The 21,294-nt window shown below is 46.3% G+C and carries 16 protein-coding genes and 19 tRNA genes; 2 read left to right on the top strand and 33 right to left on the bottom strand.

Annotated features, from left to right (window positions below; translation table 11 throughout):
- Nucleotides 1–5 precede the first annotated feature (5 nt).
- Nucleotides 6–1,298 carry an NAD(P)/FAD-dependent oxidoreductase gene (locus C4K46_RS10150; RefSeq protein WP_209629118.1) on the bottom strand — a complete coding sequence of 431 codons (1,293 nt, stop codon included), beginning with the start codon at nucleotides 1,296–1,298 and terminating at the stop codon, nucleotides 6–8.
- A 217-nt stretch (nucleotides 1,299–1,515) separates the two neighbouring features.
- Between C4K46_RS10150 and C4K46_RS10145 the strand changes: the two genes are divergently transcribed.
- Nucleotides 1,516–1,587: transfer RNA gene (locus C4K46_RS10145), tRNA-Glu, on the top strand.
- 5 nt (nucleotides 1,588–1,592) lie between these two features.
- Nucleotides 1,593–1,666: transfer RNA gene (locus C4K46_RS10140), tRNA-Asn, on the top strand.
- A 507-nt stretch (nucleotides 1,667–2,173) separates the two neighbouring features.
- On the opposite strand, the gene purH is transcribed toward C4K46_RS10140, so the two are convergent.
- From purH to C4K46_RS09980, 32 genes are all read right to left on the bottom strand, one after another.
- The gene (purH, locus tag C4K46_RS10135; protein ID WP_209629116.1) at nucleotides 2,174–3,721 is read right to left on the bottom strand and encodes a bifunctional phosphoribosylaminoimidazolecarboxamide formyltransferase/IMP cyclohydrolase; all 1,548 of its coding nucleotides are present in this window, start codon (nucleotides 3,719–3,721) and stop codon (nucleotides 2,174–2,176) included.
- Between the two features lie 11 nt (nucleotides 3,722–3,732).
- Nucleotides 3,733–4,452 (bottom strand): suppressor of fused domain protein, encoded by a 720-nt coding sequence (locus C4K46_RS10130; protein WP_209629114.1) that lies wholly within the window; start codon nucleotides 4,450–4,452, stop codon nucleotides 3,733–3,735.
- Entirely contained in the window at nucleotides 4,453–5,010 is a 558-nt protein-coding gene (gene purN / locus C4K46_RS10125; RefSeq protein WP_209629113.1) for a phosphoribosylglycinamide formyltransferase, read from the bottom strand.
- The gene (gene purM, locus C4K46_RS10120; RefSeq protein ID WP_209629178.1) at nucleotides 5,007–6,029 is read right to left on the bottom strand and encodes a phosphoribosylformylglycinamidine cyclo-ligase; all 1,023 of its coding nucleotides are present in this window, start codon (nucleotides 6,027–6,029) and stop codon (nucleotides 5,007–5,009) included. The genes purN and purM overlap by 4 nt, the downstream gene beginning before the upstream one ends.
- A gap of 111 nt (nucleotides 6,030–6,140) precedes the next feature.
- Nucleotides 6,141–7,580, bottom strand: coding sequence for an amidophosphoribosyltransferase (gene purF / locus C4K46_RS10115; RefSeq protein ID WP_209629111.1), 1,440 nt, complete (start codon nucleotides 7,578–7,580; stop codon nucleotides 6,141–6,143).
- A gap of 97 nt (nucleotides 7,581–7,677) precedes the next feature.
- A complete protein-coding gene (locus tag C4K46_RS10110; RefSeq protein WP_209629108.1) occupies nucleotides 7,678–11,400 on the bottom strand; it encodes a phosphoribosylformylglycinamidine synthase in 3,723 nt (1,240 codons plus the stop codon).
- A gap of 10 nt (nucleotides 11,401–11,410) precedes the next feature.
- Nucleotides 11,411–12,124 (bottom strand): phosphoribosylaminoimidazolesuccinocarboxamide synthase, encoded by a 714-nt coding sequence (gene purC / locus C4K46_RS10105; RefSeq protein WP_209629106.1) that lies wholly within the window; start codon nucleotides 12,122–12,124, stop codon nucleotides 11,411–11,413.
- A gap of 197 nt (nucleotides 12,125–12,321) precedes the next feature.
- On the bottom strand, nucleotides 12,322–12,570 hold the full coding sequence (locus tag C4K46_RS10100; RefSeq protein ID WP_209629104.1) for an acyl carrier protein: 249 nt from the start codon (nucleotides 12,568–12,570) through the stop codon (nucleotides 12,322–12,324).
- On the bottom strand, nucleotides 12,567–13,571 hold the full coding sequence (gene plsX / locus C4K46_RS10095; protein ID WP_209629103.1) for a phosphate acyltransferase PlsX: 1,005 nt from the start codon (nucleotides 13,569–13,571) through the stop codon (nucleotides 12,567–12,569). Before plsX ends, C4K46_RS10100 begins: the two co-directional genes overlap by 4 nt.
- The gene (gene recO / locus C4K46_RS10090) at nucleotides 13,568–14,350 is read right to left on the bottom strand and encodes a DNA repair protein RecO (RefSeq protein WP_209629101.1); all 783 of its coding nucleotides are present in this window, start codon (nucleotides 14,348–14,350) and stop codon (nucleotides 13,568–13,570) included. The genes plsX and recO overlap by 4 nt, the downstream gene beginning before the upstream one ends.
- Nucleotides 14,331–15,515, bottom strand: a complete 1,185-nt coding sequence (locus C4K46_RS10085) for a pyridoxal phosphate-dependent aminotransferase (protein ID WP_209629099.1) — start codon at nucleotides 15,513–15,515, stop codon at nucleotides 14,331–14,333. The genes recO and C4K46_RS10085 overlap by 20 nt, the downstream gene beginning before the upstream one ends.
- Before the next feature lie 138 nt (nucleotides 15,516–15,653).
- Entirely contained in the window at nucleotides 15,654–16,622 is a 969-nt protein-coding gene (locus C4K46_RS10080; RefSeq protein WP_209629097.1) for a ribose-phosphate diphosphokinase, read from the bottom strand.
- Between the two features lie 164 nt (nucleotides 16,623–16,786).
- Nucleotides 16,787–18,022 carry a peptidoglycan hydrolase PcsB gene (pcsB, locus tag C4K46_RS10075; RefSeq protein WP_209629095.1) on the bottom strand — a complete coding sequence of 412 codons (1,236 nt, stop codon included), beginning with the start codon at nucleotides 18,020–18,022 and terminating at the stop codon, nucleotides 16,787–16,789.
- A 99-nt stretch (nucleotides 18,023–18,121) separates the two neighbouring features.
- Complete coding sequence (mreD, locus tag C4K46_RS10070; protein WP_209629093.1) at nucleotides 18,122–18,622, bottom strand: rod shape-determining protein MreD; 501 nt, start codon at nucleotides 18,620–18,622, stop codon at nucleotides 18,122–18,124.
- Nucleotide 18,623: 1 nt separating this feature from the next.
- A complete protein-coding gene (gene mreC, locus C4K46_RS10065; protein WP_209629091.1) occupies nucleotides 18,624–19,439 on the bottom strand; it encodes a rod shape-determining protein MreC in 816 nt (271 codons plus the stop codon).
- A 109-nt stretch (nucleotides 19,440–19,548) separates the two neighbouring features.
- Nucleotides 19,549–19,636, bottom strand: a tRNA-Ser gene (locus C4K46_RS10060).
- A gap of 16 nt (nucleotides 19,637–19,652) precedes the next feature.
- Nucleotides 19,653–19,726 (bottom strand) — tRNA-Ile (locus C4K46_RS10055).
- Between the two features lie 37 nt (nucleotides 19,727–19,763).
- A tRNA-Gly gene (locus C4K46_RS10050) sits at nucleotides 19,764–19,834 on the bottom strand.
- 9 nt (nucleotides 19,835–19,843) lie between these two features.
- Nucleotides 19,844–19,916: transfer RNA gene (locus tag C4K46_RS10045), tRNA-Phe, on the bottom strand.
- Between the two features lie 5 nt (nucleotides 19,917–19,921).
- A tRNA-Met gene (locus C4K46_RS10040) sits at nucleotides 19,922–19,995 on the bottom strand.
- Between the two features lie 13 nt (nucleotides 19,996–20,008).
- Nucleotides 20,009–20,098 (bottom strand) — tRNA-Ser (locus C4K46_RS10035).
- Nucleotides 20,099–20,112: 14 nt separating this feature from the next.
- A tRNA-Ile gene (locus C4K46_RS10030) sits at nucleotides 20,113–20,186 on the bottom strand.
- 17 nt (nucleotides 20,187–20,203) lie between these two features.
- Nucleotides 20,204–20,277: transfer RNA gene (locus C4K46_RS10025), tRNA-Met, on the bottom strand.
- 6 nt (nucleotides 20,278–20,283) lie between these two features.
- Nucleotides 20,284–20,357: transfer RNA gene (locus C4K46_RS10020), tRNA-Pro, on the bottom strand.
- A 4-nt stretch (nucleotides 20,358–20,361) separates the two neighbouring features.
- Nucleotides 20,362–20,435: transfer RNA gene (locus C4K46_RS10015), tRNA-Arg, on the bottom strand.
- A 17-nt stretch (nucleotides 20,436–20,452) separates the two neighbouring features.
- A tRNA-Leu gene (locus C4K46_RS10010) sits at nucleotides 20,453–20,538 on the bottom strand.
- Nucleotides 20,539–20,543: 5 nt separating this feature from the next.
- Nucleotides 20,544–20,615: transfer RNA gene (locus C4K46_RS10005), tRNA-Gly, on the bottom strand.
- A 20-nt stretch (nucleotides 20,616–20,635) separates the two neighbouring features.
- Nucleotides 20,636–20,708: transfer RNA gene (locus C4K46_RS10000), tRNA-Thr, on the bottom strand.
- A 10-nt stretch (nucleotides 20,709–20,718) separates the two neighbouring features.
- Nucleotides 20,719–20,801: transfer RNA gene (locus C4K46_RS09995), tRNA-Leu, on the bottom strand.
- An 11-nt stretch (nucleotides 20,802–20,812) separates the two neighbouring features.
- Nucleotides 20,813–20,885: transfer RNA gene (locus tag C4K46_RS09990), tRNA-Lys, on the bottom strand.
- 54 nt (nucleotides 20,886–20,939) lie between these two features.
- Nucleotides 20,940–21,012: transfer RNA gene (locus C4K46_RS09985), tRNA-Asp, on the bottom strand.
- Between the two features lie 3 nt (nucleotides 21,013–21,015).
- A tRNA-Val gene (locus tag C4K46_RS09980) sits at nucleotides 21,016–21,088 on the bottom strand.
- Between the last annotated feature and the right edge of the window lie 206 nt (nucleotides 21,089–21,294).

Genomic DNA, 21,294 nt, shown 5'->3' with positions numbered 1-21,294 from the left:
GCTTCCTAATAACATAAATCTTCCCTTTCCCTCATAACAGCCAAGGCCGCCTGGTGTAAATAATAGCCTAAAGCTTCATCTTGCGGAGCAAAGAGAAACTCATCAAGGACTAGATCCTCTGCTCGTCTCTTTCCCCGAATAGCGGCTAGAGCTAGATTGCCCAGAGCCAGACAATTTTTCTCTCCCATAGCCTGTAGGCCTAAGAGCACTCCGCTTTCCCTAGACCAAATGGTCTGCAATAAGAGTTCCCGCTCTTTTTGCAAGTGAAGATGAACTGCCTGTTGATCCAAAATCTCTTCCTCAATCAAACCCACACTGAGGCGATAGAGACCAAAATGCTGATAACCGACTAGGCGCAGGAGGGGCGGCAAAGCCAGACGAGGTCCCAAGAGATTCCAAGCCGCAACCTGACCAGTCCGAATCGCCGTTGAAATCAAGGGGGTATAGGCCTCAGTCTGCTGAGTTGGCAAATAGGCCAAGTCACCAACAGCAAAAATATCCTTGGCCGAACTTCTCAGATAAGAATCAACCAAAACTCGGCCGTCCAAGTGGAGGTCTAATAGGTTAGTCAAAAGCTGGCTGTTACTCCGAAAATTAACAGCCAAAAGAACCAAATCAGCCGAATACCGACCCCGATTGGTTTCTAATGAAAGATTTGCTCCCTGCTCCTCAATTGCTAGGACCCGCTCATTCAGATAAAGATCTAAGCCAGCCTCCTCCATTTTAGTCAGCAAACTCTCCGTAAAAGGGGCATCAAACTGCTTAAAATCCAACCAAGGTCCCTCTTCAAAGAGTTTGACCTCCTTGCCTAGCTTGAGACAGGCCTCACTCATTTCAATCCCAATCGGCCCTCCCCCAACCAGAGCAATTCTTTGAGCCTCTTGAATGGCCGAAAAAGCCTGCTGACCTTGCTGGAAGGACTTAAGTCCTAGAACCTTGTTTTGCTTGGCTCCCTTAATTAAGTTCGATTCCGATCTAGCTCCCATAGCTAAAACCAACCGATCATAGTTAAAAGAACCCCGACTCGTTTCTAAACTTTTATGATTCAAATCTAGGCTTAAAACCGAGCAAGTCAGATGCAAGTCAATCTCTAAGGCTCTTAAATTTTCCTGACTGGACCAGTTTTGGGGGTTAAAAGTCCGACCACTAGCCAAAGACCAGGCCAGAGAATTAGGAATATAGGCAACCTCTTCCCCTGCCTCTAACACTGTAATCTGGGCTTGGGGATAGAGCTTTCTCGCCTCCATGGCACAGGCCACACCAGCAAAAGAAGCTCCAATAATAATTATCTTCATCATTTTACCTCATTTTAAATCTATTATAACAAAAATGGAAGGGTTTCCAAGTAAATAAGGCTTGCAGGCTCCAAATCTCCTACATCAAGCCTTATAGCAACAAATCAAGAACCTTTTCAGCTCCGCAGACAGCTTTGCTTCTTTAATATAAAAAAATAAAAAAATCCTATTGACAAAGCTAAAGAAACTGGTATAATGGTATATGTCTGAAAAACAGCAAGGTCCGTTGGTCAAGGGGTTAAGACACCGCCTTTTCACGGCGGTAACACGGGTTCGAATCCCGTACGGACTATGCAATCCGCCATAGCTCAGTTGGTAGTAGCGCATGACTGTTAATCATGATGTCGTAGGTTCGAGTCCTACTGGCGGAGTTCATAGAAAAAGCAGCTAGGCTGCTTTTTTCTTTTATTCTGAAAAACATACCCCTCCAAACTCTCTAGTCTGGAGGGGTTTTGTTAGTAAATCGAGGCTTCCCAGTTGCAGTCGCTATATTGCCCAATATAGGCAGTTCGTGCCCTATCTAGCTTACTCCAAAGGGGCTCGCAAGCAAGCTATCTGGTGAAAATTTCCTTAAGGCTTGTCTCCTTGACCTCTTCAAAAGTTAGGGCAAAAACATCTCGGTGCTTCTCTTGACGGTCAACCAAGTCTCGCTAATCTGGCGGTCTAGAGTAACCGCAACCTCCAAAGTCATAATATAAAGGCCTGCTTATCAACTGCTAGAATAGCTTGCTGGGCTAACAAGATAGATAGACAGTCTCCCAGCTCCCGAATTCTATTACTATTAACAAAGCAGGCAACAATAGGAGGCCGAGACAAGGGTCTCCGGCCCCTAAACTCTATCAAATAGCGGCATTAGCTGGGATAAAAGCTATCCCCTCTTAATGCCTAAAGTGTCTGACTCCGGTAAAGATCATGGTTAGGCCATGCTTATTCGCGGCATCGATTGATTCTTGGTCGCGGACAGAGCCTCCTGGCTGGATGATAGCCTTGATGCCGGCTGCGGCAATTTCTTCGATATTGTCTGCAAAGGGAAAGAAGGCGTCACTGGCTAGGGCTGCCCCATCCAGGCGATCCTTGGCCTGGTCAATGGCAATCTTGACTGAGGCTACTCGGTTGGTTTGGCCTGGCCCAACTCCCAGAGTCATGTGGTCGTTGGCGATTAAAATCCCATTAGACTTGACATACTTGCTGGCCTTCCAGGCAAACTCTAGAGCAATTCTTTCTTGCTCAGATGGCTGGCGGTCGGTAACCACCTGCCAGTCTGCTGGGTCTTCCTTAATAGTGTCCTGGTCTTGTTTTAAAATTCCACCCAGAACACCGGTTAGTTCGGCCTCTTGTTCACTGGCTGCCTGCTGGTCAAAGTCCACTTGCAGGAGGCGCAGGTTTTTCTTTTTATTGGTCAAAATTTCCAGGGCCTCTGGGCTGAAAGAAGGAGCGATGATAATTTCCAAGAAAATTTCATGCATCTTTTTAGCTGTGGCAGCGTCCACTGGACGATTGAGGACCACAATTCCACCAAAGATAGAAACAGGGTCGGACTGGTAGGCATAGTCCCAGGCTGTCTCGATGGTCTCAGCCTGGCCGATACCACAAGGATTCATGTGTTTAAGCGCCACAACGGTTGGGCGGTCCTGGAAGTCTCGGATAATCCGAAGGGCTGCATCGGCATCTCGAATGTTATTAAAGGATAATTCTTTCCCGTTCAACTGTTGGCTGGCAGCCAAGGAGAAGGCTGTCGGTAGGGCTGCTTGGTAGAAGTCGGCCTCTTGTTGCGGGTTTTCTCCATAACGCATAGGCTGTTTCAGCTCATAGGTCACAGTGAATTTTTCTGGTTTCTGCTCACCAACTTGCTTGGTAAAGTAGTCTGCAATCAGGGCATCATAGGCCGCTGTATGACGAAAGACCTTGGCAGCCAGGGCCTGGCGGGTTGCTAGCTCTGTTTGGCCTTGGGCTTTGAGCTCCTCAAGGACGGTTGCATAGTCGCTAGGGTCGACCACAACGGTCACGCTAGCATGATTTTTAGCAGCTGAACGCAACATAGAGGGGCCACCGATATCGATATTTTCCACAGCCTCGGCATAAGTCACGGCTTCCTTGAGGATGGTTTCCTTGAAAGGATAGAGGTTAACAACTACTAGGTCGATAAGCTCAATCCCTTGCGCACGCGCTGCCTCTAGATGGCTATCCAGGTCACGACGGGCTAAAAGTCCCCCATGAATCTTGGGGTGCAGGGTTTTGACCCGGCCATCCATCATCTCTGGAAAGCCAGTTACATCATCAATAGCAATGGTTGCTACTCCAGCTTGGTCCAAGGCCGCCTTGGTTCCCCCGGTCGAGATAATCTCCCAACCCAGGTCTGCTAAAGTGCGGCTAAATTCTACAATTCCTGTCTTGTCAGACACGCTGATTAGGGCGCGTTTTGTCATAGTTTCTCCTTTTAAATCATGGAATGACGTGAATAATCTGTCATCTGGCTCTTGAGCTTGGCTAGCAATTTTCTGATTTCTTCTTTACTAGCATCACTATTATGAATCTGGCTTAATTCGGCATCTGTCGCTCCAATCAAGCATATAAATTGAACCTTACCATTGGGGCTGTCTAGGGTAGAAAGTAGGTCATCACTAGCCGTGATGAAACCTGTTAGCAGTGATTTTTGAGTAAGATCGATACCCTCTTCTTGTCTGGTATAGATGTATTCCTCTGGCAAAATGATATTGCCTGTCTCAAAAACATAACGAGCCAACTTTTGCAGATTGCCACAGGCAGCTCGGATTTCTTCCTCTTCCTTTACCAGGCCTTTTTTCTTTAGCTTAAAGGTAAATTCAATACCATAGCCACTGTATTGAGGGTTATCCGACTCTTTTTGATAGAGTTCTGACAGACCATAGCTGACAAAATGCCAAAATTCACCCCCATCGTAGACACTGATGCCATCCAAGGGGTCCGGGCCACCAAACATATATTTAACTAAGGTGCCATAATGCTTGGGATTTTTTTGCTCCGGATATAGGACTTTAAATGCATCCTCAATCGCCTCCCAGCCTGGACTGCTGTCATCGGCTCTTGCTGAGGAAATCATTTGCTCTGCTATTTCTTGTTGGGCAGGTTTTTCAGGAGCTGTTTTTTTCTTTCCTTTTAAAAAATCAAATAAACCCATCTACTTTGCTAACCTCTCTATCCCTAAACTTTCTAAGACCTCCGGATAAAGCGCATACTCCATCTGGTGAATACGTTCTTCAAAGGTCGCTAGGCTGTCGGTCGCTAGGCGCGGCACGCGCTTTTGACGGATAATCTGGCCACTATCTATGCCCGAGTCCACCCAGTGAATGGTCACACCGGACTCCTTGACCCCGGCGGCCCAAGCATCCTCAATACCGTGGGCACCGGGAAATTCGGGCAGGTAGGCCGGGTGAATGTTTATCATGCGCCCCTCGTATTTATCAAGGAGGGTGCGGGCCACGATTTTCATGTAGCCCGCCAGCACAACCAAGTCAATCTGATGCTGGTCCAAGAGTTGGACCAGCGCTGTCTCATAGGCTGCCTTGTCTGCAAAGTCCTTGAGCTCAAAGCTATAACTTTTAACGCCCAGCTTTTCTGCTCGCTTAAGGACATAGGCATCATGATGATCAGAAAAGACAAATTCAACTGGAAATTGCTCCGCCAAGACTTGAAAATTAGAGCCATTACCCGAAGCAAAAACAGCTATTTTTTTCATTTGATGACCACGCTTTGCTCTTCTTTGGGGATAATTTGTCCGATTTGGTAGACTTCCTCGTCCAGCAGTTCCTTGACCTTGTCCACATTTTCAGGAGCTACTGCCAGCACCATCCCTAGTCCCATATTGAAGATTTCAAACATTTCCTTATGAGGAATTTCTCCATACTTTTCGAGGGCTTTAAAGATAGGTAGGACAGGAATTTGACTTTCGATAATTTCTGCTGCCAGGTTATCCGCAAACATGCGGGGGATATTTTCGATAAAGCCACCACCGGTGATATGGGCGATTCCATGTAGGAGTCCGGCCTTAATCAAGGGCAAGAGGGCCTGGACATAGATACGAGTCGGCTCCAAAAGGACTTCCTTTAGGCTCTTTCCATCAAGCTCAGCTAGAAGCTCCTCGCCGCTATAGTCCTTAAAGACACGGCGGACCAAGGAATAACCGTTAGAGTGGATACCGCTAGAGGCCAAGCCCAAAAGGACATCACCTGCTGCGACCTTGCTGCCATCAATAATTTGAGACTTTTCAGCCACACCAACTGCAAAGCCAGCCAGGTCATAGTCATCTGGACCGTACATGCCTGGCATTTCAGCAGTTTCTCCTCCAATGAGACCAGCTCCAGCCTGCTGGCAACCGTCCGCTACTCCCTTGACTACCTGTTCTAACTTTTCTGGTTCATTTTTACCAGTCGCAATATAGTCTAAAAAGTAGAGGGGCTCTGCACCAGCTGCCACAATATCATTGACACACATGGCCACACAGTCCTGGCCAATGGTGTCGTGTTTGTCATATTGAATGGCTAACATCAGCTTGGTCCCGACACCGTCTGTCCCTGAGATTAGGACCGGCTCCTTGACATCCAGAAGGCTCAAGTCAAACATACCACCAAAACCACCAAGGGCTCCCATGACCCCCAGACGTTCGGTTTTCTTGACATGTTTCTTGATTCGCTCGACAACTTCATAGCCCGCTTCAACATCCACACCGGATTGGGCATAAGCATTTTTTGACATGATTTTCTCCTAAGATAATAGCAGGCAACCCCAGGCCAGATGAGGCTGGTCCCTAGGGAAGCAAGGTTGGTCATTCCTAGTCTAAAAGTAGGCTAGATTAGCAAGGAAAAGGAACTAGAAAAAGCTGGTATGGTCCGCTAGGCTTTCTAGATACTGCTCCTCATAGTCATAGAGAGGGGCTGGGTAGTCTCCGTCGAAATAGGCCACACAAAGCCCTCCATTAGGAGCGTCAGTCTTTATACCAACCGACTCAATCAGGCCCTCCAGTGACAGGAAGGTTAGACTATCTGCTCCGATGATTTGACGAATTTCTTCGACCGAGTGGTTGGCAGCAATCAACTCCCTACGGCTCTGAATATCAATCCCAAAGAAGCAAGGGTATTTGAGGGGCGGACTAGCAACTGCCACATGGACCTCGGAGGCTCCAGCCTCACGCAAGAGGTTGACAATCCGCCGACTGGTCGTTCCACGGACAATGGAATCGTCTACCATGACCACTCTTTTGCCTTTGACGATGCTAGAGACCGCTGACAACTTCATCCGGACCCCCTGCTCCCGCAATTCTTGGGTCGGTTGGATAAAGGTCCTCTGACTGTACTGGTTTTTAATCAGCCCCATTTCATAAGGTAGGCCCGATTCTTCCGCATAGCCCGAAGCGGCAGATAAAGAGGAGTTAGGTACACCAACTACAATATCGGCTGCAATTTGGGCTTCCTTGGCCAATCTTCTGCCGGTCTGCTTGCGGGCAGCGTGAACATTGACCCCATGAATAACCGAGTCCGGCCGGGCAAAATAGACATACTCCATAGAACAAATTGCCAACTGGGTCTCTGTCGTATAAGAGTCATAGTGGAGGCCCTGATCGTCAATTATCACTAGTTGGCCTGGTTGTAGGTCACTGACCCATTCAGCTCCCACTACCTCAAAGGCACAGGTTTCACTAGAGACCACCCAGGCTCCATTTTTCATCCGACCGATTGACAAGGGACGAAAACCATTGGGATCAAGGGCCGCATAGAGCTTGTCCTCAGCCATTAGGAGATAGGCAAAGCCTCCCTTGACCTTGCTTAAGGCCTCCTTGAAACGGTCGAGAAATTCAGCCTTTTTACTGCGCCGAATCAGGTGCATGAGAATTTCTGTATCCGACGAGGAGGCAAAAATGGCCCCCTGCTCTTCTAATTCCCGTCTAAGGGTCTGGGTGTTGGTCAGATTGCCATTGTGGGCCAAGCCCAGCTGCATATCATAAAAGTCAAAGAGAAAGGGCTGGACATTGTTGATAGAGGCCCCACCTGCTGTTGCATAGCGGACATGGCCGATCGCAGCTTGACCGTTCAATTCTTCCAAATCAGCAGGATTTTTAAAGACCTCGGCCACCAGACCCAAGTCCCGATAGCGCTTGAGTTTGCCTCCATCATTGGCCAAAATACCGGCCCCTTCCTGGCCCCGATGTTGTAGGCTATGGAGGCCAAAATAAGTTACTTGAGCAGCTTGTGGATGGCCCCAAATACCAAACAAGCCACACTCTTCATTAAGAGATTTTACTTCGTATGTCAATCTTTTTTCCTCATTTTAAGTAGGGGACAGACTGGCCCTAGCTCTTGCCAAGAGCCACCTGCCCCTTCTAGCTTTTCTTTTCGCCGGTTTAGAAAAATCAGTGATTTCTAAAGTAGGCAACCGCACTCTCAAAGAGGCCTTGGTCCTTGAGACCAGGTACATTCTTAAAGAGGCCTTCTTCATAACGTTCTGAATGGCCCATCTTACCGATAATCTGACCATTTTTGCTGGTAATTCCCTCAATCGCATAGTGGGAGCCGTTAGGATTGTAGCGGCTATCCATGCTGGCTTGGCCAGAAAAGTCCGCATACTGACTGAAAATTTGTCCATTATCTCTCAGCTCAGCAAATTCTTCTGGACTGACCACAAATTTTCCTTCGCCATGCGATACAGGAATGGTATGAATATCCCCCACCTGCACCTTGCTTAACCAAGGAGAATTGGTATTGCTAATCCTTGTTTCAACCATCTTAGCCACGTGCTGGTTGGCATCATTGTAGAAGAGGGTCGGACTACTTGCGCTAGCCCCTTCAAAATCACCATAAGGCAGGAGGCCTGATTTGACCAAAGCCTGGAAGCCATTACAGATACCGATAATCAAGCCACCCCGCTCTAAAAAGTCGCTAATGGCTTCTTTGACAGCTTGATTGAGCAAGATGTTGACGATAAACTTAGCCGAACCGTCTGGCTCATCGGCTGCCGAGAAACCACCTGCAAAAAAGAGAATCTGGGCCTGCTTGATTTGAGCAATCATCTCTTGAACGGACTGCTCGATACTAGCTTGGCTCAAGGTGACAAAAGGTAGGAGGTTAACCTTAGCACCAGCCTGTTCAAAGGCCTTGGCCGAGTCGTATTCCGAATTGGTCCCCGGAAAGACTGGAATGTAAACTAGGGGTTGCTCCACCCTTTCTGGTGCCTTGCGTCTGATTTCCCTAGCTTGTTCAGGCACTTCTGCTAATAATTGGTCCTGCTCAAAGCGCGTTGGATAGACAGACTCCAATGGTGCCTCAAAGCTAGCCAACAAATCGGACCCTGCTAGGACCTGACCATTGATTGTCAAATCAAAGGCAGCCTGTGTTTGACCGATTGGCTCTAGATTTTCAATCTTGTCTGGACTGGTAAAGACAAAGCCTCCCAATTCTGCCCGGAAAATCTGGCTCAAATCTGCCAAGTCTACCCTTGCCCCAATCTGGTTTCCAAAGCTCATCAGGGCCAGGCTTTCTGCCAGACCACCGTACTTAATCGCTGAACTTGCAGTAATCGAATAGGTCTCTTGGATACGACTAAAGGTCTCGAAGTTTTTCTTGATGCTAGCAAAATCAATTTTCTCAGCTAGGGCTGGACCTGGTAGATAGTAGATATACTGGTCTTTGGCCTTAAATTCTGGCGAAAGAATCCGATCCACAGTCGAGGTCGTTACCCCAAAGGCAACCAAGGTCGGAGGAACCGTCAAATCCTCAAAGGTTCCAGACATGGAGTCCTTGCCACCGATAGACGGCAGACCCAGCTCGATTTGCGCCTCAATAGAGCCCAATAGAGCTGCGACAGGCTGTCCAAAACGCTCCGGCTTTTTATCCATCCGCTCAAAATATTCCTGATAGGAAAAGCGGGCCTTGGACCAGTCAGATCCTGTAGCAACCAGACGGGCTGTCGCTTCCACCACAGCATAGGCTGCTCCGTGGTAGGGAGACCAGGCTGCTAGGTCTGGGTGATAACCCTGGGCCATAACAGAAACAGTCTCAGTAAAGCCATGTTCAACAGGCAATTTTTGGACTGAACTCTCTGTCGGAGTAATCTGATAGCGACCACCGATTGGCTGATTGACCGTAGAACGACCAACAGAGCTATCAAAAATTGTCTGCAAGCCCTTTTGGCTAGCATGATTGAGTTGACTTAGTAAGTCCTTGAAATCCTCTTTCAAGTCTGAAGCAGAGGTTACTTTTTGTCCCGGTAGACTAGCTGAACTATCAAGAACCTTGGCATCAACGACCACGCGCACCCCATTAGTATCTAGGAAGGAACGTTCAATATCTACAATAGTCTGACCCTTCCAGTTCATCACTAGGTGAGGCTTTTCTGTCACCTCAGCTACTACTACCGCTAAAATATTTTCCTTGGCCGCAGCAGCGATAAAGGCTGAAACATCCTTCGGATCCACCACAACAGCCATCCGTTCCTGGGATTCAGAAATAGCAATCTCAGTCCCATTGAGCCCTTGATATTTCAGGGGAACCTTGTCCAAATCAATGCTCAAGCCATCAGCCAGCTCACCAATAGCCACACAGACCCCACCAGCTCCAAAGTCATTGGATTTCTTAATCAAGCGGGTAACAGCCGCATCACGAAAGAGCCGCTGAATTTTCCGCTCCTCAATAGCATTTCCCTTTTGAACCTCAGCACCAGCCGTCTCAACCGACTCAACTGTCTGAACCTTGGAAGAGCCGGTCGCTCCACCAACGCCATCGCGACCCGTTTTGCCACCCAAAAGGATAATCAAATCGCCAGCCTGTGGTTTTTCCCTAATGACATTTTCCTTAGGTGCCGCTCCAACCACAGCTCCTAGCTCCATCCGCTTGGCTACAAAACCAGGATGGAAGTACTCTTTGACATAGGTAGTCGCAAGGCCAATCTGGTTACCATAGGACGAGTAACCATGGGCCGCCGTCTTAGAAATAACCTGCTGCGGTAATTTCCCGGCACGTGTCTCAGCAAGAGGCTGAGTAATATCGCCCGCCCCCGAAATCCGCATAGCCTGATAAACATAGGAACGACCAGAAAGAGGATCCCGAATCGCTCCACCAATACAGGTCGCTGCCCCACCAAAGGGTTCAATTTCAGTTGGGTGGTTATGGGTTTCATTTTTAAACATGAGCAACCAAGGCTCTTTCACCCCATCCACATCAACTTCAATTTCGACCGAGCAAGCATTGATTTCATCGGAAACTTCCATATCGTCCAAGCGCCCATGGGCCCGTTCATAACGACCAAAAATCGTTGCCATATCCATAAGAGTTTGAGGCTTATCAGTCCGGCCCAAGTCCTTGCGCATAGCTAAATAACGCTCATAGGTCGCCTGCAATTGGTCCTTAAATTGGGATGCCGAAAAGTCAATCTGCCTCAACTCTGTCTCAAAGGTTGTATGCCGACAATGGTCTGACCAATAGGTATCCAAAACCCTAAGTTCGGTCTCGGTCGGAAAACGCCCCAAGGACTTGAAATAATCCTGGATAAAGAGCAGGTCAGCCACTTCCATAGCCAAGCCCTTGTCTTCTTTATAGGCCTTAAAGTCTGCCTCTTTGTAGTCAGCAAAAAAGTCTAGGACCGGAATGGCTTGGTCCGATTGAGAAAATTGCTCCAAAGTCAACTCTCGTTCAATATCCTTAAAGCGAGAATCCACCGGATTGAGCAAGTATTTCTTGATGGCTGCTAGATCACTAGCGCTCACTTCCGGATTGAGCAAGTAGAGCTGGGCCGTCTTGACCTGGGCTTCAGGGGCCCCTAGTAGGAAGAGGGCCTCTTTACTGCTAGCCGCCCGCTGGTCAAATTGACCAGGCAGGGCCTCGATTGCAAAAAATTGATGGCGAGCCAAGGCCTGACTCACTTCTGCTGCTGGCAGGAGCTCATCGGTCACAGGCTCAGAAAAAATCCTCTGCTCAGCCTGAGCAAGAAGTTCTTCTTGAAGATGAAAGACATCATAGACCTGAATGATGCGTAATTGCGTCAAGGACGTCACCTGCAATTGGTGGCGCAATTCCTGAAGCAGACTGGCTGCCTTTACTTGAAAATCAGCTTTTTTTTCAACGAAAATCCGTTTATCCATTTTCCTACCCTTATTTTTTAAATTTATCTTCTAACTTGGCCAAGACTACCTGATAAACATCAGTCAAATCCCCCAAACCACGACGAAAGACATCCTTGTCCATGTGATTGCCTGCGGCATCCCACAAGCGACAAGTATCTGGTGACACCTCATCAGCCAGGATAATCTGTCCCTCTTTGGTCCGACCAAATTCCAATTTATAGTCGATTAAGGTCAGCCCAATATCCGCAAATAAGGCCTGCAAAACCTCATTGATGCGCAAGGTTTCAGCCTTCAAAAAGGCCAGCTCATCAGCAGTAGCCAAATCTAAAAAGGCGACATGCTCATCATTGATGAAGGGATCATCTAAGTCATCATTTTTGTAGTAAAACTCCAAAATAGGCTGCTTGAGCTTGATTCCCTCTTTTAGGCCAAAACGTTTGGAGAAAGAACCAGCCGTATAATTACGCAGGACCACTTCCAAAGGAATAATGCTGACCTCTTGATTAAGCTGCTCCGTCTCTGAAAGCTGCTCAATAAAGTGGGTTGCAATTCCAGCCTCATTCAAGTGCTGAAAAATTAAGGAAGAAATCTGATTATTCAAACGCCCCTTACCTGCTACCTGCTCCTTTTTAACCCCGTTTAGGGCCGTCGCCTGGTCCTTGTATTGGGCCAAAATGACTCCTTCCCGGTCGGTCGAGTAGATATCCTTCGCTTTTCCCGAATATAGCAACTGATTTTTCATTTCAATATTCGCCTTTCATCTTTTACTGCCTTAAGTCTATCACATTAAAGTTTATTTTTCAAGGAGTATCCGTATATTATCCGTTTACAAAAAAGTAAAAAATCAGAATTTCTAAGAAAGAGAAAAAAGCCAGGATAGAAGCCCTTTCTTTCCAGAAAGAATTCCTATCCCAGGCCCTTGACCTTTTATAAAAGAAACTAAGTGAGCGGTTTAGTCTTTTTATCAACATAGGCTACCACATCAGCCACCGTTGCCAAATGATCGATATCTTCATCAGAGATTTCAATTCCAAATTCATCTTCCACTGTCAAGATAAACTCCATGACATCCACAGAATCAGCCCCTAGTTCATCCTTAATATTAAAACTAGGAGTCACCTCAAAGTCCTTTCCCTGCCACTTTTGAATGAGTTCCACTACTTTTTGATAACTTTCTTTTTGAGTCATTTTTCCTCTACCTCTTTTGAAAATTCTACAACCGACTTGCCCACAACATCGGACTCTAACATGGTCCTAATTTGAGCAATGGTGCTGAAAACAGCCTTGGCATCACTAGAGCCATGGGTCTTGACCACAGGCGCCTTAAGCCCAAACAAAACTGCCCCCCCTGCATCTGAATAGTCCAAACTCTGCTTTAAATCTTTCAAACTATCCTTGAGTAAGAGGGCGCCTATTTTGGCTTTCAGACCGCCAGCTAAAATTGACTTCTTGAGTTGCCCCATGATACTCATGGCTGTCCCCTCGATGGATTTGAGCACAGCATTGCCCGTAAAACCATCTGTCACAACAACATCGGCCACGCCAGACATCAAATCCCGCGCCTCGACATTGCCCACAAAATTGATAGCAGAATCATTGGTCAGAAGCTCATAAGTTTCCTTACGCAAGGGGTCCCCCTTGCTGCTTTCTGTTCCATTATTTAAAAGACCGATCCGAGGCCGCTCAATCCCTCGGACATGCTTGGCATAAAAACTCCCCAGGATCGCATACTGGTGCAAGTGGTGGGCGGTATTTTCAGCATTAGCCCCCAAATCTAGCATATCAAAGCCTCGCCCATCCACAGTCGGCAAGGTCGACATCAGGCCTGGTCGATCAATCTGCTTAATCCGACCGATAATGAAGAAGCCCGCAGCCAAGAGAGCTCCCGTATTACCAGCAGATAAAACTGCATCCGCCTCACCATTCTTGACAGCCTTGGCCGCCAAAACCATACTGGCCTCTTTTTTCTTGCGGATGGCCTTAGTTGGCTCATCGTCCGACTGAATCTTCTCCTTGGTATGGACAATGGATACCCGCTCCCGGGCCTTGAGGAGCGGTTTGATTTGCTCCTCATCCCCATATAAAATAAGCTCGATATCCGAAAACTTCTCCAGAGCCTGATTAGCTCCCTCCACCAGAGCTTGAGGGGCATGATCCCCTCCCATAGCATCAATGGCGATTTTTTTCATAGTGACTCCTTATCTTGACGATTTTTTAAGATAGTTCCCCAGTCTCCCAGGGAATCAATGAATTTCTTGGATTTTAAGTGAAGACCGACATACTCATCATACAGTAGGTCGATAAATTGGCGTAATTCCTGCTTAATGTCTGCCTTGAGCGAGATGGTCTCCAAATCATCGAATTCCACAGCCTGAAATTGATCCAATAAAAATAAAACATTGGGATTGAGATGGCAACGTCGCTCATCCTGATGATAATGGGCTGGACATAAGACCCCGCCATATTTAAAGGAAAAATCAAAGGCTAGATTGGCCCGATGACAAAAGGCACAGTCATGCAGGTTTAATTGAACACCGAAGCGCGACAGAATTTGAATTTCAAAAATATTGGTCAAAACCTCATAGTCCAGGCCCTGCTCCATCAAGTCCAAAGTTTTTTCTAAAAAAGCAAACAGGGCCGGATCCCTTTGATTATCCTGGATACTAGCATCTGCTAGGGCAGCGACATAGCTAGCATAGGCCAGGCAAAAGAGGTCGTTGTTAATCCGCTTGAAGGTCTTGGCAGCCTGGTAATCCTCAATATAGCTCAACCCCTCATCATTGACCTTGATCAATAAATCAGCCGCCGTCAAGGGTTGAATAATTGGACTTAACTTGGACTTGGCCGCATGTTTCACGAAAAACATTCGCTTACCAGCCTGCTCTGTAAAAATTTTGACCAGCTTATCATCTTCACGAAAATTTCGATTGTAGAGAACCAGCCCCTTACTAGTCAGCGATTTTAGCATCTTCCTCCAAGTATTCCTCCAAACGATTTAGGGCTTCCTCAATGGTCTCCATGCTAGCAGCATAAGACAGGCGAATATAGCCCTCACCATACTGACCAAAAGCCACTCCAGGAATGAAGGCCACTGCCTTCTTCTGTGCAAAGTCCTTTAAAAAGGCGAAAGAATCCTGATTGTAGGCCGCAGGAATTTTGGCAAAGATATAAAAAGCCCCGTCAGGTTTGATAATCTTAAAGCCTAGTTTAGTCATCCGCTCAATGATGTAGTCCCTGCGCTTAATATATTCCAACTTCATCGGTTCAGCATCATTTTTTCCAACTGTTAGGGCCTCAATTCCCGCAAATTGAACCATGGTCGCTGCCGCTGTCACCAAGTACTGGTGACTCTTAATCAATTGGGCAGTTAGGGGAGCAGGAGCAAAGATAAAGCCCAAACGCCAGCCAGTCATGGCATGGGATTTAGACAGACCATTGATAACAATCGCCTGTTCAGGCAAAAATTCAGCCAAAGAAACATGAGCTTGCCCGGTATAGGTTAACTCCGAATAAACCTCATCACAGACCACAAAGATTTCATACTTGGCCAGAACGGCCGCCAAATCCTTGATTTCCTGTCTAGAGTAGGTCACCCCTGTCGGATTAGCCGGATAATTCAAAATGACAGCCTTGAGGCACTCTCCCTGCTCCAGAATAGCCTCCTCCAATCTTTCCGGAGTTAATACAAAGTCATTGGATCTAGTGTCAATCTCAACAATTTCTGCCCCAACCAGATTTACAATCGGCTCATAACCTGGATAGGCCGGTGCTGGAAGTAATACCACATCCCCCTCTTCCAAGATAGCCGTCAAAGTTGCCGATAGGGCCTCTGTCGCCCCAATAGTCACCAGAATTTCATTTTCTGGATTGTAGTGGAGATTGTATTTTTCCTTGACAAAGTCGCTAGCTGCCTGTCGCAAGTCTAAGAGCCCGCTCATTCCAGTATAGTGGCTCTGATTAGCATCGATTGCCTCCTTGGCTGCCTCCTTTACATGTCCTGGAGTTGTAAAGTCAGGCTCCCCCAAGGTCAAGCGTAAGACACCAGGAATCTGGGAAATTGCTTGATCAAATTGTCGAATCATCGAAATTTCGATTTTTTCCAAATTTTTGTTAAAACGCTTCGTTAAATCCATTTCCCACCTCAAAAATCTTTTAGAAACATTATACTATAAAAGGAAAAGGATAGCAAAAAGCCCAATCCCAGACCAGAAAAAGAGATTAAGTCCTACTCAATCTCTCCATCATCTATTCAAATAAATTAAATCAGAGTCTTAACGGGCCTTGCCAATTTCAAACAAGGGAGATAAAGGCCGTTTCTCATGAATCCGAATAATGGCATCCGACAATAATTCAGCAATCGAAATTTGTTCAATCTTGTCAATCAGGTTTTCCTCTGGCAAGTAAATAGTATCTAAAACAACTAATTTCTTAATAGCTGACCGACTGATGTTATCCATAGCTGGACCAGATAGGACTGGATGAGTACAACTAGCATAAACCTCAACAGCTCCTGCCTCAGCCAGGGCATCTGCCGCATGACAAATAGTACCAGCCGTATCAATCATGTCATCAATCAAGATGCAGGTCTTGCCCTTGATTTGACCGATGATATTCATGACCTCACTTGTATTCATCTTATCGACACTTCTACGTTTGTCAATGATTGCAATCGGAGTTTTCAAAAATTCAGCCAATTTACGGGCCCGAGTCACTCCACCATGGTCAGGACTGACCACCACAAAGTCACTCCCTGTCATCCCCCGGCGTTCAAAATAATCAGCAATCAAAGGAGCACCCATCAAGTGATCTACAGGAATATCAAAGAAACCTTGGATTTGCGCCGCATGCAAATCAATGGTCAGGAGTCGATTTACACCCGCAATTTCCAGCATATTAGCGACTAACTTAGAAGTAATGGGCTCTCTTGCTCGAGCCTTACGATCCTGGCGAGCATAACCATAGTAAGGCATCACTACATTGATAGACTCTGCACTAGCCCGCTTAAGCGCATCAACCATAATCAAGATTTCCATCAAGTTATCATTGACTGGTGAGCTGGTAGACTGCAAAATAAAAACATGTTTCCCACGAATCGATTCTTCAATATTAACCTGAATCTCCCCATCCGAAAACTGACGAACTGTGGCCTTGCCAAGCTCAATCCCAATCCCTTTAGCAACACGTTGGGCCAAGTCTTGATTAGAAGAGAGGGCAAAGAGCTTTAAATCAGAAAATGACATGACTTCCTCCGAACTTTTATTCATCTATCATTTTAGCGCTTTTTTCCTAATTTTTCAAATTAAAAATAAAAGTCAATCACACAAAAGAGAAAAAAAGAGAGGTGCTATTTAGCCCTCTCCAGACCTTGGATGCAAGTTTAGAAAAACTGCCATCAAAAGTCTTTTTAGTTTGGATAAATGTAAGTGAATGAACCTTGACCTGCTGCTGCCGGGTTAAACCAACCACGGTAGTTACCGATACTTTGGTTACCTGCATAGTTAGCTTCAGATACTTGGATACTTGAAGCAGATTGAACAGCTGTAACAACCGCTACGTGACCATATCCACCGTCATTCCAAGAAATAATCGCTCCAACTTGAGGAGTAGAACCTGTACGGAAACCTGCTGCTGCCGCACTCGCTCCCCATTGAGCACCATTACCCCAGTAATCTCCAGCCCAAGGAGCTAGTGTCTTAGCACCCCAAGTACATTGACCAACTGGATAAGATGAAGCATTTGAGCTGTACACTGGACGGCTAGTAGCAGCTGGTGCTGCAGGTGCAGAATAAGTTGAAGGTTGAGAAACAGTTACAGAAGGTGCTGCGACTGCTTGAGAACCACCATTGTTAACTGCTTGAACTTGTGCCGCCAAGTCAGTGTTTCCAGATGCTTGAATAGCTTGAGCCTTAGCTGCTTCTTCAGCCTTGTAGGCTGCTTCCTTAGCTGCCGCTTCTTCAGCTGCTTTTTGAGCTGCTGCCTTTTGCTCTAACAAGGCATTCTTTTCACCTTCAGCACTTGCTTTTTCAGCTGCAAGTGACAACTGAGCAGCCTTCAATTCAGCCTGTTTAGTTGTCAAAGCTTTTTCATTGTCAGCAAGAGTTTGTTGGTTAGCAATGACTGTGTTGATTGCTTCATTGTTAGCAACTTGCTTTTCAGCGATAGCTTCTTTATCAGTCTTTTGTTGCTCCAACATTTTGTTGTTAGCAGCTACAATTTCACTCATAGCTGATACACGAGAGATAGCTTCGGTTACAGACTTAGAGTTGATAATAGTGTTGATGTAGCTAGTAGCAGTACCACTAGTTTGAGCGCTACGAGCTTGGTTAGCCAAAGACTCGTTACGAGCAACAATATTTTTTGAAAGTTCTTCAATTTCTGAAGCAAGTTTTGCTGATTCTTCAGTTAATTTATCATTTTCAGCTTGTAATTTATCTTTTTCAGTTTGAATAGCTGATACTTGACCTTGAATTTCATCAACTTGAGCTTGAGCAGCCTGTTGTTGTGAAGTAAGGTTATTGATTTTGCTGTCCTGTGCAGCAATTTTATCATCAGTACTGTCCGCTTGAACACTTACAAGTCCCGCTCCTTGAGCAAGAACAACCGTACTTAATAAAAATGATGTTAATAATTTTTTCTTCATAAAAAATATATACCCCTTTTTCCAATAAGACAATTATAAGTATAACAAAAAAAGGCGCAAGATATGTTACGCCTTTATTACATTTCTATTTCTTATTCATCATAAATAAATTTTCTCTAAAAGAGGCTGTAAAAAGAGGAGTAATCCTCCATTAAAGAGCATTGAGGGAGCCAAGCTATAGACGATAAAGAGACCCAAATCCATATTGACCAGCTGCAAAAAGCTAGCCAATAAAAAGGATGATAATTCAAAAAGAAAGACTAGGACCAAGACAGCTAGTAATCTAGTCCAACGATTGGACATCATAATGGTATTTAACTTAAGAACCAGTAGAGTCAGCAGGGGCATAATCATGGTAGCAATCCCGATGACATGGAAATAATAAGCATCATAGAGAAAACCAATGATGACAAAGACTGAAAAATTAGTTAAATCTGCCAGCTCAATGGAGGTAAAAAGCATCAAGATGAGGAGCAAGTGACTAACCAGATGCCAATTCAGTGGAAGTAAGTTTGCCAATGCGGTTGCAATCTGTCCATCCACAAGCATGGCCAAGAAAAGAACAAGCGGAAGCCAAAGATTTTCTCGAAGAATACGCATACTAAGTCCCCACTAACATTACTACACGAATATCAGATAAGTCTGCACTCGGTTTTACATATATTTTCTTGGTCAAGTGATCATCTCCCTCTGACATGGCACTCACCTCACCAACCGGTATATCGGCAGCTGTATAGGCTCCCAAACCACTAGTTGTCACCTTATCCCCATTTTTAATCTGGTCAGCACTATTTAATTGACTGATGATAAAGGCTGATTTTTCCTCACTATAACCAGTGATAATCCCATAGACAACCTTAGAACCCGTCTTTATACTAACAGATATGTTATCTGTGTTCTCCTTATTGGTCAATAAATTGACTCGACTGGAGTGACTAGCCACCTGTTCAACACTACCGACCAAGCCTCCATTAGCAACTACTAGCATATTGGCATTAACTTGCTTATCCGAACCCGCATTAACAGTCAGTTCATTTCGCCAACTAGCAGGAGTCCGAGCAATCACATCAGCTGCCAGACTAGTCCTGTTAGCAGCTATATCTTTCATCTCCAAAAGCTGACGTAATTGCTTATTTTCATCTTTCAGAGAGTCTGCTTGATTGCTTTTTTCTTCCAAACTATACAAGCTTTTCTTCAGAAGCTCATTTTCTTTATAAGTGTGAAGCAAGTCAGTTAGATCCGCCTTACGAGCTGCTATAAAATTAAAAGGCTTAGCAACTAGCCCATCAACCATAGAGACCAGATTGGCAGTATTGGTAACTAGCCAGGTCGAATAGGTTGTCATCAAAAGGCCCGATGTTGTCAAAACCAAAACAAAGATAAGAATAAGAAATTTAGATTTTTTAAATTTATTCATAAGATAGTCGTTTCTACTAAAACATCAACAATATCTATAGAATTTTAAGATATCTCAACCAAAACGCGATACAAGAAAAGGAGATAGCCAAAGCTACGCTCCTAAACTACGGAGAATGGGGGATTCGAACCCCCGCGCCAGTTACCCGACCTAACGATTTAGCAAACCGTCCTCTTCAGCCTCTTGAGTAATTCTCCAAAATATAATATTTAATGGGCACGAGTGGACTCGAACCACCGACCTCACGCTTATCAGGCGTGCGCTCTAACCACCTGAGCTACGCGCCCAAGTTTTGCAAAAAACTTGGTATGAACAATCGTTCAAAGCGGGTGACGAGAATCGAACTCGCGACAACAGCTTGGAAGGCTGTAGTTTTACCACTAAACTACACCCGCTAAGGATACTGGCGCGAGACGGAATCGAACCGCCGACACATGGAGCTTCAATCCATTGCTCTACCAACTGAGCTACCGAGCCTAAGATTGCGGGAGCAGGATTTGAACCTACGACCTTCGGGTTATGAGCCCGACGAGCTACCTAGCTGCTCCATCCCGCGCTATTCTTACTTAAGGAGGATGTGGGATTCGAACCCACGCACGCTTTTACACGCCTGACGGTTTTCAAGACCGTTCCCTTCAGCCGGACTTGGGTAATCCTCCAAATATCCAAAGTATGGACCTTGTAGGACTTGAACCTACGACCACTCGGTTATGAGCCGAGAGCTCTAACCAGCTGAGCTAAAGGTCCAACAAGATCAAACAACATAGCGGCGAAGGGGATCGAACCCCCGACCTCCCGGGTATGAACCGGACGCTCTAGCCAGCTGAGCTACACCGCCATATAATCGGGAAGACAGGATTCGAACCTGCGACACCTTGGTCCCAAACCAAGTACTCTACCAAGCTGAGCTACTTCCCGTATATGCACCCTAGAGGAGTCGAACCTCTAACCGCCTGATTCGTAGTCAGGTACTCTATCCAGTTGAGCTAAGGGTGCTTCTTTTATTCATGCTATGCCGAGGACCGGAATCGAACCGGTACGATCGTTACCAATCGCAGGATTTTAAGTCCTGTGCGTCTGCCAGTTCCGCCACCCCGGCCTCCAAGCGAACGACGGGATTCGAACCCGCGACCCCCACCTTGGCAAGGTGATGTTCTACCACTGAACTACGTTCGCATATTCTTCCTATAAAAAAATGCCGGCTACATGACTTGAACACGCGACCCTCTGATTACAAATCAGATGCTCTACCAACTGAGCTAAGCCGGCTCATTTCCTATGCGGGTGAAGGGACTTGAACCCCCACGCTACGAAAGCGCCAGATCCTAAATCTGGTGCGTCTGCCAATTCCGCCACACCCGCTTCTTACTATATGACCCGTACTGGGCTCGAACCAGTGACCCTTTGATTAAAAGTCAAATGCTCTACCAACTGAGCTAACGAGTCTATTTACCGAATATTACCTTATCCGATACCTCAAAATGCCTAAGGACATCCTAACGGTCCCGACGGGAATCGAACCCGCGATCTTCGCCGTGACAGGGCGACGTGATAACCGCTACACTACGGGACCTAATGGGAGTTAACGGGATCGAACCGCTGACCCTCTGCTTGTAAGGCAGATGCTCTCCCAGCTGAGCTAAACTCCCTTGGGAGGGAAGTTTAACTCGCTGGCTCCCTGTCGTGCGCTGCTTACAGCTTCGACAAAGTCGAACTTCCGTTCTCCTTAGCTGAGCTAAACTCCCTTGGGAAGGAGTTCATCAATGAACTCCTCATTTGCTAAGCGACTACCATATCTCACAGGGGGCAACCCCCAACTACTTCCGGCGTTCTAGGGCTTAACTGCTGTGTTCGG

The sequence above is a fragment of the Streptococcus oricebi genome, assembly GCF_017883985.1.
Lineage (GTDB): Bacteria > Bacillota > Bacilli > Lactobacillales > Streptococcaceae > Streptococcus > Streptococcus oricebi.
This window is presented reverse-complemented; position numbering and strand designations above follow the sequence as displayed.